We start from the raw sequence: 11,739 nt of genomic DNA, 5'->3' as shown, positions 1-11,739 counted from the left end.
GGCACCTCCGCCGCCACCGGTGGGGCCGGGGCAGCCACCGCCGCCACGGCCGCCACGGCCGGGGCCGGCGCGGCGAGTTCGGCCGTCCTGGCGAAGGTCGTGCTCCTGGTGGTCGTCCTGGTCGGCGGGTACGCCGGGCGGGAGAGCATCGTCGCGTTCATCGAGAAGTGGTCGACGTCGACCACCGACAGCCCCGCCCGTGCGTCGAGCCCCGACAGCCTCGCCGGGGTATGGTCGACGCCGGCCGGCGCGATCCAGATCCGTTCGTCCGGCTCGGGGTTCACCATGCAGGACTGCACCGCGACGACGACGCCCAACTCGATCAGCATCACCGGGAGCGGGCACAGCTACCGGGCGAACGTTCCCGTCCACGACCTCTCGTACGGCTCCTGCGGTCCGGTGACCGGCCATTCCGCGCTCAACCTCCAGCTCTCCCAGGACTTCAAGACGGTGCAGGCGACGCCCCCGGGCACGTCCACCGAGCGCCTCCAGTGCTCCGTCTGCGGCACCTGGACCCGCGTTTCCTGACCACCCCCTCCAGCACAAGGAGTTCCCCATGCCCGCCGAGTCCGGCGACCGGTACACCGTCCGCATCGGCGGCGACGCCACCGCCCCGATCGTGGTCGGCCACGACAACCACGTGGAGGTCACCTCCCCGCAGCCCGCTGCGCCCGGCCCCGAGGCCGGCTCCGGGGCCGGCTCCGGGGCCGGGGACTCCACCATGAACAACACCGCGAGCGGCCACAGCACCGTCTACACCGCGATGCACGGCGACATCCACGTCCACCACGAGGCGGGCGGGGAGCGGCCCGACAGCTGAGCGAGCCCGCGGCGGGCCTACGCCCGCCGCAGCGCCCCCACCACCGCCGACAGGTCCTGCTCGGCGATCCCCGGGTGGGCCAGCAGGACCTCGCGGGCGGCGGTCAGCACCGGGCCGCCGTCCGCCAGGGCGAGGTCCTTGGCGGCCAGGCGGACCGGGAAGTCCGCGTCCGTGCCGTACGCCCGGGCCACCACCCCCGCGAGCGGCCCGACCGACAGCACCTCCCGCACCTGCTCCTGCGGAACGCCCAACTCCCCGGCCACCGCGACGGCTTCGCCGAAGGCGGTGACGCAGGCGACGATCGCGCCGATCACCACCACCTTCAGCGCCGCGCCCGAGCCCGGGCCGCCGCAGCGCCGCACCCGGCCCAGGTGCTCCAGGACGGGCTGGGCGCGGTCCAGGTCGGCGTCCTCGCCGCCCGCGAAGACCCCCAGTGCGCCGGTGGCCGCCGGGCCCACGCTGCCGACCACCGGGGCGTCCACCAGGGCGACGCCGTCGGGCAGCCGGGCACGCAGCTCGGCGGTGGCGCGCGGGCCGATCGAGGACATGTCGATCCACAGCGTGCCCGGCGCGAGCCCGGCCGTGAACCGTCCGGCCACCTCGGCGACGGCCGCCGGGTCGGACAGCATGGTGACGACGACGTCCGCGCCGCGCACGGCCTCGGCCGGGGTGGCGGCCTCGGTGAGGTCCCCGGCGCGGCCGGGGGAACGGTTCCAGACGGTCAACGGGTAGCCGGCGGCGGCGAGCCGACGGGCCATCGGCAGGCCCATCCGGCCCAGCCCCAGAAATGCGATCTTCTCCATGGCCACCACGCTAGGCAGCCGCCAGACACGCGACAAGCGAATGTCCCGCATGGTAGTCATGCGCAATGGACATGGCTTGGCTGGACGTCTTCCGCACCGTCGCACACCTGGGGTCCTTCACCGCCGCCGGCGAGCGGCTGGGCTTCACCCAGTCCGCGGTCTCCCGCCAGATCGCCACGCTGGAAGGCGAGTTGGGCACCCAGCTGTTCGACCGGCTGGCGCGCGGGGTGCGGCTGACCGAGCACGGCCGGGCCCTGCTGCCGCACGCCGAGGCGATGCTGGAACGGCTCGACACCACCCGGCGCGACCTGGTCGCCCTCACCGAACTCACCGCCGGGCGGCTGCGGGTGGGCGCCTTCGACAGCGCCAACGCCGCCCTCGTCCCCGGCGCCCTCGCCGCCTTCCGCGCCGCGCACCCGGGCGTGGCGATCAGCCTCACCGAGGGGCTGACGGCCCACCTGCTGGACCTGCTGGCCGAGGGGGCGATCGACCTCGCCCTGGTCGCCTCGTACACCGAACCCGACGACCACGGCGACCAGTTCGACGTCCGCCCGCTGATGGCGGACCCGGTGCTGGTCGCCCTCCCGCGCGGCCACCGGCTGGCCCGGCGCCGCCGCCTGCGCCTGGCCGAACTCGCCGACGAACCGTGGATCGCCGCCCGCCGCCACGCCGAGTCCACCCTGCTCGCCGCCTGCGTGCGCAGCGGCTTCCAGCCCCGCATCGAGTACGCGGTGGCCGCCTGGACGGCCAAACTCGGCCTGGTCGCCGCGGGGTTGGGCATCACCCTCATCCCCTCCCTCGCCGCCCGGGTCAGCCGCCCCGGCACCGCCCTCATCCCCCTGCACCCGGAGGACACCCCGGTCCGGCAGGTGTGCACCGTCACCCTGCGCGGGCGGCGGGTGCCGCCGGCGGTCGAGGCCTTCGAGGCGTACCTGCGGGAGGAGGCGGGGGAGTAGGGGCGGACGCGTCCCCGGTGACGGATGCGTCCCCGGCGGCGGCCGGCGGCCGGCGTCCGTCAGGCCGGGGACGGGTGCCCGGGGGCCGGGCCGGCGAGGGACCGCGCCACCGTCGCGCAGGCCAGCCGGGTCACCGACCGCAGCTCGGTGTCCGAGGCGCCGGCCCGGCTCAGGACGGCCAGCGACTGGTTGACGGCGACGACGAACGTGGCGAGCTCGTCGAGCGTCCCGGGGCCGGCCGAGGAGGAGTCCGCCAGTGCGGCGCGCACCCGCCGGTGCTGCCGGTCGAGCAGGCCGCGCACCCGCTCGCCGCTCTCCCGCGTCAGCGTCGGCGACTGCGCGGCGGACTGGGCGATGAGGCACCCGGCGGGCAGCGACGGGTCGGCGATGCGCTCCAGGACGACCTCGAAGAACGCCTCGACGCCGCGCACCGGATCACCGGGGTGCGCGGCGAACGCGTCCTCGTACCGGGCGCCGTAGAGCGCGGCGTAGCGCTCGAGGCACCGGTGGAACAGGGCGTCCTTGCTGCCGAAGGTGCCGTAGAGGGAGCCGCGGCCGAGGCCGGTGGCGGAGCCGAGGGCGTCCAGCGAGGCGTCCGCGTACCCGCGCTGCCAGAACACCCGCATGGCCTGGTCCAGGGCCGCGTCGACGTCGAACTGCTTCCGGCCGGACACCGCGTGCACCTCCTGCTTCCCGTCTGCGGGACGAGCCTACCCGCATCTTTGACCGATCGGTCACACATCTTTGACCGATCGGTCCAAGATGGCTAGCGTAGACGACCCGCACACCCGAAAGGAACGGTCATGAGCCCCTCGTCAGCCCCCCTGCCCGCACCCCGGGGCCCCGGTTCCGCCACCGGGGCGCCGAGCCTGCCGGCCGGCTTCGCGCGGACCTTCACCAGCCGGTACGTCGACACCGGCCGGCTGCGCCTGCACGCCGTCACCGGCGGCGAGGGCCCGCCGCTGCTGCTGCTGGCCGGCTGGCCGCAGACCTGGTACGCCTGGCGCCTGCTGATGCCCGCCCTGGCCCGGGACTTCCACGTCGTCGCGGTCGACCCGCGCGGCGTCGGCCTGTCCGACAAGCCCCGGGACGGCTACGACACCGGCACGCTCGCCCGCGACCTGGTGGCGCTGATGGACGCGCTCGGGCACCAGCGCTTCGCCATGGTCGGCCACGACGTCGGCATGTGGACCGGCTACGCCCTGGCCGCGGACCACCCCGAGCGGCTGGAGCGCCTGGCCGTCGCCGAGGCCGCGATCCCCGGCCTCTCCCCCTCCCCGCCGCTCTTCGGCGGCCAGGAGGCCAACGACCGGCTCTGGCACTTCGCCTTCAACCGCCTCGCCGACGTCAACGAGCGCCTGGTCAGCGGACGCGAACACCTCTACTTCGGCCACCAGTTCGCCACGAAGGCCGCCGAGCCCCTGCCCGAGCACGCCGTGCGGCACTACGTCGACACCCTCGCCGCCGACCCGGAGGCGCTGCGCTGCAGCTTCGAGTTCTACCGCGCGCTGGACGCGACCATCGCGCAGAACCGGCAGCGCGCCGCCCATCGGCTGGCCCTGCCCGTCCTGGCGATCGGCGGCGAGCGGAACCTGGGGGCGGCGGTCGGCGCGACCATGGAGCTCGCCGCCGACGACGTGCGGACCCTGGTCCTGCCCGGGTGCGGGCACTACCCGGCCGAGGAGGCCCCGCAGGCGATGCTGTCGGCGCTGACCGCGTTCCTGGCGCCGTACCGCTCGCGCGCGCAGTCGGCGGACCGGGCCCAGCAGGCGGACCGGGCTCAGCAGACGGTGTCCGCCGCCGGCAGCGCCCCCGTCGACAGGTAGGCGTCGACGGCCCGGTCGGCGCACGCGCTGTAGCCGTTGAGGTGGACGGTGTGGACCCGGCCCGGGACGGTGACCAGGCGCGAGCCGGACAGCCGGGCGTGGAGGGCCAGGGCGCCCTCGTAGACGGCGTGGGTGTCCCCGGTGGCGTGCAGCTGCAGGGCCGGGACGGCGTTGCGGACCTCCACCGGCGGCTCCAGCGGCGCACCGCGCCAGAAAGCGCACGGGACCGGCCCGTTGTAGACCGGGCCGAAGACCGGCTGGGCGGCGCGGGAACGCTCGACGGCCTCCCGGTACCACCGCGCCGCGCGCGGCCACGCCGCGTCGTCGCACAGGATGCCGAGCGCGGCCGCGAGGTCCGCGCCGCCGGCCGGGCCCGGGTCGAGGACGACGGTCAGCAGCTCGTGCAGCACCGGGCTCACCCGCACCGGCCGGCCGTCGGCGGCGTCCAGCAGCTGGCGCAGCACGTCCGCGTAGAGGGCGCTGTCCCGGTCGTCGCTCTGGCAGACGGCGAGCAGCACCGGCAGCAGCGCGCCGTCCAGCCGGAACCCGTCGACGGCGATCGGCTCGGCCTCGGCCCGGCGCACCAGGCCCTCCACGGTGGCCCGCACCGCCGCCGGGGTCGCGCCCAGGCGGTAGTCGGCGTCGCGCGGCGCGGCCCAGGCGGCGAAGTCGTCCAGGGCGCGCTCGTTGGGGCCGGCCATGTCCTGGATCGTCCGCACGCCGTACCGGGCCGGGTCGAGCGCGCTGTCCAGCACCAGCCGGTCGACGCGCCGCGGGAACAGCTGCGCGTACACCGCGCCCAGCAGCGCGCCGTAGGACTGCCCGAAGAAGGAGGTCCGCCGCTCGCCCAGCGCGGCGCGCAGCACGTCGACGTCCCGGGCGATGTTGCGGGTGGTCAGGTGGGGCAGCAGGCCGGGGTACCGGTCCCAGCAGGCGTTCGCGTCGGCCTCGGCCAGGCGCAGGCTCCGCGCGAAGCCGGCCGCGGAGGCGCCCGCCGAGCGCAGCCAACTGCCGCGCGTGAGGCCGCAGTCCAGGCCGCCGCTCGCACCGACCCCGCGGGTGTCCATGCCGACGAGGTCGTACGCCGCCGCCGTCCCGGGCGCCAGCCGCTCGCGCAGCGCGGCCGGCATCTCCAGCCCGCGGTTGCCCGGCCCGCCGGGGTTGGTCTGCAGCACGCCCCGGCGCGCGGCGGGGTCGGCGGCCCTGATCCGGGAGACGGCCAGCGCCAGGGTGCGGCCCTGCGGCTCGCGGTAGTCCAGCGGGACGGTCAGGGACGCGCACTCGGTGCCGGCGGCGGCCAACCGCGGCTCCTGGCAGGGGGACCAGGCCAGCGGCTGGCGGCGGTAGCGCTCCAGCCCGTCGTCGGAGGACGCGGGGGAGGCCGGGGCGGCCGCGCCGAGCACGGCGGCCCCGGCGAGGGCGAGGGCGGCGGCGAGCGCCGCGAAGGTCTTCATGTCCCCCACCCTAGAAGGGAGTTGACACCACCCACCGGCCCGGCCCGCCGAACCGCCTTGACCTCAAGTCGACTTGAGGTCCTACGGTCGATCGCATCCGGACGGCCCGGGGGCCGTTCGACGGACCACCAGAAGGAGCACGGAACGTGACGATCAAGACGTACGAGCCGCAGGCCATCGCCGCCCAGCCGATCGGGGCGTGGACCGGCCAGGTCTACCACCTCGTGGTGGGGGGCCTGCGCGAGCAACTGGCCGTGGAGGGCCTCACCCAGCCCCACTGGTGGACGCTCAACCACGCCTCCGGCCGCCCCGGCGGCTGGACCCGCACCACCCTGACCGAACGGCTCGCCCCGTACGACCACCAGGACACCGCCTTCGACACCGTCTACGACGACCTGATCGCCCGCGGCTGGCTGACCGAGGACCCCGACGGTACGTTCACCCTGACCGCCCAGGGCGAGGCCGGCCGCCGACGCGCCCACGACCGCAACCGCCAGGTCATCGAGCGCGCCCACGAAGGCGTCGACACCGACGAGTTCGTGACCACGGTCAACGTGCTGCGCCGCATCGTGGCGAACATGGGCGGCAACGGGAACCTCGCTGACTGACGGCCCGCCCCGACACTGCCGCAGGAGGAATTGACCCATGTAAACGACCGCTGATTGCCACCTGAACGCGGGTCTTTCCGGCCGTAGGTTGGTCGCATGACGACGACGACCGCCGCCCCCGCCGCCCCCGTGCTGACCCGCCGCGCCGAGGCCGAGACCTGCACCGACCCGAGCGCCACCATGACGCTGCTGGCCGACTCGGCCCCGGCGGACGGCGGCTTCACCGCCTACCGCTCCACCTTCGCCGCCGGCGCCCCCGGGGCGCCCGCGCACTTCCACACCCGGGCGTGGGAGCTGTTCTTCGTGATCGGCGGCTCGCTGCGGGTGCTGGTCGGCGAGGAGGTCACCGTGCTCGGCGCGGGCGACTTCCTGGCCGTGCCCCCGCACACCCCGCACGCCTTCGCCGCCGCCCCCGGCGCCGAGGCCGACGTGCTGTGCGTGTTCACCCCCGGCACGGACCGCTTCGACTACCTGCGCCTGCTCGGCAGCGTCATGCGCGGCGAGAGCGACCCGAGCGCGATCGCCGCCTCGGCGGAGCGCTTCGACAACCACTACGTGGACAGCCCGGCCTGGCGCGCGGCCCTGGAGGCCTGCGCGTGACGGCCGTGCGTGACGACTCCGGGCGACGGCCGCGCCCGCCGCTCGACGGGCCGGGTCCGCCCGGGTGTGGAACGGTGGGAGACCGGGGGTGTCCCGGTAGCGAGAGGAGTGGCCATGTCGTCGAAGCGCCGCCGCAAGAAGAAGGCCAGGGCCAGGCGCGGGGCCAACCACGGCCGCCGGCCCCAGTGCTGAACCTGCTGGGCCGCGGCTGAACGGGTGAGCGCGCCCGGACCGGCCCCGCAGGCCGTCCGGGCGGAGCCCCGCCGCCCGCCGAAGCCCTGCCCCGGGGCCCGCCCCGGGGCCGCCCGCTCAGAGCCGCCCGCGCCCCGCGAACCCGCCGCGCGCCACCTTGTGGTACTGGCAGTAGTCGACCCAGTCCGCCCCGAAGGCCAGCTCCAGCACCACGCCCCGCCCGTCCGCCCGGGCCTCGCGCAGCAGCTGCGCCGCGTCCGCGTCCGGCGGGGTCTGCTCCAGCACGAAGAGCCGGTTGATGTACGGGCCCGCCGGGATCGGGTCCCGGTGCGGGATGCCGTCCCGGTCCCAGGTCAGCGTCGCGCCGGGGCTGGACAGGCAGGGGGAGCCCATCCGCCGGCCATGGGCGTCGACACCGCCGTCGCGGTACCAGCGCAGCGCGTGCTCCAGGCTCCCCTGCGGGTCCGGCCCCTGGCCGTGCGCCTGCCAGTCGGCCACGCCCGCCGCCGCGATCCGCGGCAGGACGTCGAGGACGTCCTCCCGCACGACGAAGTAGGCGCGGGCGTAGATCCGGCAGACCAGCAGGGTGTGCCGGGGGCTGTCCCGGTCGTGGAAGGTCGGGCGGGTGGACTGGTCCAGGACCTGGGTCAGCACGTGCTCGACCCCCTCCACCGCCCCCAGCGCCTCGACCAGCCCCCGGATCCGCTCCCGCTCCGCCGCCCGGGCCGCCCGCGCCCGCGGCGTGTCGACCAGCTTGAGCTTGCGCCGCTCGGTGGGCCAGCGCTGCGCCGCCAGCGACTGCGCGCCGTTGAGGAGCGGGTTCACCAGCATGGCGACGAGGAGGAGCAGGCTCATCGCCAGGTCCTTCAGCAGCTTCTTCACCGGCCGGGGTCCTCTCGGGTCGCACACGCGTCTGCGCCCACACCCTGGCCCGCCGGCGGCCCGGGCCGCAATCCGCTCCCGTACTCAACTTCCCTCCGTGGCCGTACGGTTGCCGACCGCTTCCGCCGGGCGCCCCGGCGGCGGGTGCCGGGGCGCCCGGGTTCAGGTCAGCACGGGTAGTTGCTGCCGCCGTCCGGGAGCAGGGTGTCCTTCACCCAGCCGTTCAGCGTGGTGCCGGCCTTGCGCAGGTGGGTCCACGTCCCGTCGCCCTGCGTGGTGGTGAAGCAGTGATAGAAGACCTGGTCGCCCGGGTTGAGCGTGCCGACGCTGCCGCACGTCGTGTGCGGGCCCTGGCGGACGTTCACGCCGCTGCGGGTGATGGTCTTCGGGTTGCTGCCGTCGGGGTCCTGGTTCGACCACGCGTGGGTGCAGCTGAGGAGGCCGGCCTCCCCGGAGGTCCCGGCGGTTGCCACCGTCGGAGCCATCGCCAGCGCCGTGCCGGCGACCAGGGTGGCGGCCAGCACGGCCACGCTCTTCCTCATCGACATGTGCGTCCTCTCTCGCTCTCTCGACCGTGACTGCCGCGGTGCGCGGGACGGCCCGGGGCCCGTCGGGGCCGGTGCGGACCCTCGGCTCCCGGCCTCCCGGCACCTGCGTTCAGACTGCACGGCCGCCCGGCCCCTCCTCGACGAGATTCGGTCCGGCCCGAACCACGGCATTCGGGCCATTCCCGGGCAGGCCGGGACGGCACGGGAGCCGCGCCCGGGGCCCGGGCGGGCGTTCCGGTCGCGGTCAGGGCCGTGCGGAGGGCGCGTCGAGCAGGGCGAGGCCCGTGGGAGTGGCGACGTGGGCGGCCGTGCGGCGGTCCCGGTGGGTGTCGATCAGGCCCGCGGCGCGCAGCGTCGTGGCGTGCTCGCTGGCACTGGCCTCGGCGATGCCGACGAGCGCGGCGAGTTGCCGGGTCGAGCAGCCCGGGTGGCGGGCGACGGCGTCGAGCACGGCGGCCCGGGTGCGGCCCAGCAGGGACCCGACGGCGTCGACCGCCGGTGCCGCCCGGCCGGCGTCGGAGCGGGAGGACGCGAACAGCGGTGCGGCCGCGCCCTCCTGGAGCCGGGCCACCGGGTAGGACAGGACGGGCTGCGGCACCGCGTCGAGGTTGACGACCGGGGACCCGACGGCGAACACCGACGGCTGGAGCAGCATCCCGCGCCCGGCCAGGTGCACGTCGGCGTCCAGGCCGGAGAGCATCGCGACCTCCAGCACGGGCGCCCGCCAGCGCACCCACCGCGGGTTGAGGCGCGCGAGGAGGGTCTCGACGCCGCCGCCGAGCAGCTGGCGGGAGCGCACCGCGGCGTCGGCCGCCGTCATGGCCCGCAGCTCCTGCCAGTGCGGGGCGAGGGCGTGGCCGGCCACGTGCTCCAGGCTGTCGCACAACTGCCGCAGCAGCAGCGGGTCGTCGGGCAGCCGGCGGGCCCAGGAGGGCAGCGGCTGGTGCCGGGCCGTGCGCTCCAGGCTGGCCCGGATCCGGCCGCGGGGCGTGGCGCGGACCTGTTCGACCAGCTCGGCGGGGGTCGTGCTGTGCGACCCGCTGAGGAACTCGGGGACCCGCCCGTGCCGGGGCATCAGCGCGAGGGCCATGCGCGAGGCGGGGTGCAGGGCGGACAGCGTGCGGCGGCGCCAGGCCCCGAGCCGTACCGGATGGGTGCGGCCCTGCAACTGCCGTGCCGCGCTGCTCAGTTCGATGCAGGGCGCGGGCTCGTCGGTGACGCGGGTGCGCGCGAGGTCCTGCACGGTGAAGTGGATGCGTAACGGCATGTCGTCGCCCTCTCCCCGAAGCCCCGGCTGGGCCCCTGCTGCCCCTGGCCGCCCGGCGGCCGTCCGCCGGGTACGGCCATCCTCGCCGGGCGCGGCCGTCCGGTCGACGGTCCCGTTGTCCGCGCCCGGCAGTCGTCCGCGTCCGGCGGTCCGCTTCCTGCGGCCGCCCGTCAGCGGCCGGCGTCCGGGCGGTGGACGGTGAGGTCGCCGTAGGCCGACAGGGCGCCGGCCGGGTCGCCGGGCCGCTCGCGCAGGACGGCGTCCAGGAAGGCGAGGGTGGCCCCGGCGACGGTGCGCGGGCTCTCGGTGCGGCCCAGGGAGCCGACGAGCGAGGGCAGCGGCGGCAGGTACAGGGGGGCGTCCGTGAAGGTGAGGTGGGCGGCGCCGGGGACGGTGAGCCGGTAGCCCGGCGCGGTGCCGGCCGCGAGCGCCTCGGTGAGGCGGGGCGGGTAGCGCGGGTCGGTCGCCGGGGTGAGGGCCTGGGTGAGCGCGAGCACGGGCCGGGTGAGGGCGGGGGAGGCGGGGCCGTGGGGGTAGCCGTCCAGGTCGACGACGGCGCCGAAGCGCCGGTCCTGCCGGGCCGCCTGCAGGGCGGCGGCCCCGCCCATGGAGTGGCCGGTCACCGCGGCCCGGGCGGTGTCCAGGCGGCCGTTCAGCGGGTCGGCGCTCTCGCCCCGGTCCAGGGCGTCCAGCCGGGTGAGGACGAAGCGCAGGTCGGCGGCCCGGACCGCCGTCCAGCCGGCCGCCAGCTCGTCGTCCTGGTCCCGGTCGCCGCTGGAGGCGGTCGCGGAGCGGACCGTCCGGCCGTCGGCGAGGACGACGGCGGCGCAGTCGTAGGGGTGGTCGAGGGCGGCCACCAGGTAGCCGTGGCCGGCCAACTCCTCGGCCCAGGCGGTGTTCTGGGTGCGCACCCCGCCCGACCCGGGGGAGAACAGCACGACGGGCAGCCGTCCCGCCGCGCCGTCCACCGGGGCGTCGACGACCGAACGGCCGCGGGCGCGCGCAACCCCGTCGAGCAGGAAGCCCGGCAGGCCGACCCCGTGGGCGAGGGCGTCGGCGACGGTGCGCGCCTCCTGCTCGGTGCGGCCCAGGTACGGGGCCCGCGGCGTGCCGGCGGGGCTCTTCGGGGCGGGGTACCAGAGCTGGACCACGACCGTGCGCCGGTCGTCCGGGTCGGCGGTGAAGGTCTCGGGGCGGCCCGGGTCGGTCCACTGCAGTACGCGGGTGCCGACGGCGAAGTCGCCCGACGGCTCGGGGAATTCGGGCACCGGGAAGGCCCAGGCGGCCACCGGGCCGGTGGCGATCAGGCCGGCGCAGGCCGCCGAACCCGGCAGCGCCAGCCACCAGCGGGCCCGCCACGCCGGCCGGGCCGTACCGCCGTCCGCGCCGGGGTCCGCGTCGTGGCCGGTGCCGCGGCCCGTGCGGCGGCCGATGCGGTGGCGCAGCAGCGGGGCGACGGCGAACGGCGCCGCGAGGGCGGCGCCCGCCAGCACCGGCAGCAGCTGCCAGCGCAGGCCCGTCACCCCCAGCACGAGCGCGGACGGCACGAGCACCGCCCCCGCCGCGATCGTGACGCGCGGGCGGGCGGCGGGCGCGAGCCAGCGCGCCGCCACCAGCGCGAGGGCGCCCAGCAGGGCGAGGACTTCCAGGGGGGACAGGGACGGTCCCGCGATGATCTCGGTCACCCGGCCATGCTCGGCGCCGGGCGCACACCGCCGCATCGGCCCCCGGTCGCCGCCGGCCCGCGACCGGGGGAGCAGCGCGCGGCCGGCCCCCTGCGACC

At 76.7% G+C, this 11,739-nt stretch carries 13 protein-coding genes; 6 read left to right on the top strand and 7 right to left on the bottom strand.

Translation table 11 applies throughout. The features are described 5' to 3' along the window. On the top strand, nucleotides 1-528 hold a 528-nt coding region (locus ABZW03_RS27370; RefSeq protein ID WP_355263596.1), incomplete at its 5' end, for a hypothetical protein. A 28-nt stretch (nucleotides 529-556) separates the two neighbouring features. Then, the gene (locus ABZW03_RS27365) at nucleotides 557-820 is read left to right on the top strand and encodes a hypothetical protein (protein WP_355263593.1); all 264 of its coding nucleotides are present in this window, start codon (nucleotides 557-559) and stop codon (nucleotides 818-820) included. A gap of 17 nt (nucleotides 821-837) precedes the next feature. Here ABZW03_RS27365 and ABZW03_RS27360 read toward each other — a convergent pair whose 3' ends face one another. Continuing rightward, entirely contained in the window at nucleotides 838-1,623 is a 786-nt protein-coding gene (locus ABZW03_RS27360; RefSeq protein WP_355263590.1) for an NAD(P)-dependent oxidoreductase, read from the bottom strand. A 65-nt stretch (nucleotides 1,624-1,688) separates the two neighbouring features. On the opposite strand from ABZW03_RS27360, the gene ABZW03_RS27355 reads away from it, so the two are divergent. Further along, nucleotides 1,689-2,579, top strand: coding sequence for a LysR family transcriptional regulator (locus ABZW03_RS27355; RefSeq protein ID WP_355263587.1), 891 nt, complete (start codon nucleotides 1,689-1,691; stop codon nucleotides 2,577-2,579). A 59-nt stretch (nucleotides 2,580-2,638) separates the two neighbouring features. Here the strand turns inward: ABZW03_RS27355 and ABZW03_RS27350 are convergent, their stop codons facing one another. Then, nucleotides 2,639-3,253, bottom strand: coding sequence for a TetR/AcrR family transcriptional regulator (locus tag ABZW03_RS27350; RefSeq protein WP_355263584.1), 615 nt, complete (start codon nucleotides 3,251-3,253; stop codon nucleotides 2,639-2,641). A gap of 129 nt (nucleotides 3,254-3,382) precedes the next feature. Between ABZW03_RS27350 and ABZW03_RS27345 the strand changes: the two genes are divergently transcribed. Then, nucleotides 3,383-4,405, top strand: coding sequence for an alpha/beta hydrolase (locus ABZW03_RS27345; protein ID WP_355263582.1), 1,023 nt, complete (start codon nucleotides 3,383-3,385; stop codon nucleotides 4,403-4,405). Here the strand turns inward: ABZW03_RS27345 and ABZW03_RS27340 are convergent. Further along, complete coding sequence (locus ABZW03_RS27340) at nucleotides 4,360-5,859, bottom strand: alpha/beta hydrolase (protein WP_355263580.1); 1,500 nt, start codon at nucleotides 5,857-5,859, stop codon at nucleotides 4,360-4,362. The genes ABZW03_RS27345 and ABZW03_RS27340 overlap by 46 nt on opposite strands. A 146-nt stretch (nucleotides 5,860-6,005) precedes the next feature. Here ABZW03_RS27340 and ABZW03_RS27335 point away from each other — a divergent pair, with 146 nt between their 5' ends. Next, entirely contained in the window at nucleotides 6,006-6,467 is a 462-nt protein-coding gene (locus tag ABZW03_RS27335) for a MarR family transcriptional regulator (RefSeq protein WP_355263577.1), read from the top strand. Between the two features lie 96 nt (nucleotides 6,468-6,563). Then, entirely contained in the window at nucleotides 6,564-7,067 is a 504-nt protein-coding gene (locus ABZW03_RS27330; RefSeq protein WP_355263574.1) for a cupin domain-containing protein, read from the top strand. 309 nt (nucleotides 7,068-7,376) lie between these two features. Here ABZW03_RS27330 and ABZW03_RS27325 read toward each other — a convergent pair whose 3' ends face one another. The 4 genes from ABZW03_RS27325 to ABZW03_RS27310 form a co-directional block, all read right to left on the bottom strand. After that, nucleotides 7,377-8,141, bottom strand: coding sequence for a hypothetical protein (locus tag ABZW03_RS27325; protein ID WP_355263571.1), 765 nt, complete (start codon nucleotides 8,139-8,141; stop codon nucleotides 7,377-7,379). A 167-nt stretch (nucleotides 8,142-8,308) separates the two neighbouring features. Continuing rightward, entirely contained in the window at nucleotides 8,309-8,683 is a 375-nt protein-coding gene (locus ABZW03_RS27320) for an SH3 domain-containing protein (RefSeq protein WP_355263568.1), read from the bottom strand. A 250-nt stretch (nucleotides 8,684-8,933) separates the two neighbouring features. After that, nucleotides 8,934-9,956 carry a DUF5937 family protein gene (locus ABZW03_RS27315; protein ID WP_355263565.1) on the bottom strand — a complete coding sequence of 341 codons (1,023 nt, stop codon included), beginning with the start codon at nucleotides 9,954-9,956 and terminating at the stop codon, nucleotides 8,934-8,936. Between the two features lie 170 nt (nucleotides 9,957-10,126). Then, nucleotides 10,127-11,677, bottom strand: a complete 1,551-nt coding sequence (locus ABZW03_RS27310; RefSeq protein ID WP_355263599.1) for a hypothetical protein — start codon at nucleotides 11,675-11,677, stop codon at nucleotides 10,127-10,129. Between the last annotated feature and the right edge of the window lie 62 nt (nucleotides 11,678-11,739).

The organism is Kitasatospora sp. NPDC004799 (assembly GCF_040609095.1).
Classification (GTDB): Bacteria; Actinomycetota; Actinomycetes; order Streptomycetales; family Streptomycetaceae; genus Kitasatospora.
Note: the sequence above shows the minus strand (reverse complement) of the source record. Positions and strands in the feature narration are given on the sequence as shown.

Excerpts from the sequence above, each read along its gene's own strand:
- ABZW03_RS27365 (WP_355263593.1), top strand. The coding sequence starts at position 557 with ATGCCCGCCGAGTCCGGCGACCGGTACACCGTCCGCATCGGCGGCGAC.
- ABZW03_RS27360 (WP_355263590.1), bottom strand. The coding sequence starts at position 1,623 with ATGGAGAAGATCGCATTTCTGGGGCTGGGCCGGATGGGCCTGCCGATG.
- ABZW03_RS27355 (WP_355263587.1), top strand. The coding sequence starts at position 1,689 with ATGGACATGGCTTGGCTGGACGTCTTCCGCACCGTCGCACACCTGGGG.
- ABZW03_RS27345 (WP_355263582.1), top strand. The coding sequence starts at position 3,383 with ATGAGCCCCTCGTCAGCCCCCCTGCCCGCACCCCGGGGCCCCGGTTCC.
- ABZW03_RS27340 (WP_355263580.1), bottom strand. The coding sequence starts at position 5,859 with ATGAAGACCTTCGCGGCGCTCGCCGCCGCCCTCGCCCTCGCCGGGGCC.
- ABZW03_RS27330 (WP_355263574.1), top strand. The coding sequence starts at position 6,564 with ATGACGACGACGACCGCCGCCCCCGCCGCCCCCGTGCTGACCCGCCGC.
- ABZW03_RS27320 (WP_355263568.1), bottom strand. The coding sequence starts at position 8,683 with ATGAGGAAGAGCGTGGCCGTGCTGGCCGCCACCCTGGTCGCCGGCACG.
- ABZW03_RS27315 (WP_355263565.1), bottom strand. The coding sequence starts at position 9,956 with ATGCCGTTACGCATCCACTTCACCGTGCAGGACCTCGCGCGCACCCGC.
- ABZW03_RS27310 (WP_355263599.1), bottom strand. The coding sequence starts at position 11,677 with ATGCGGCGGTGTGCGCCCGGCGCCGAGCATGGCCGGGTGACCGAGATC.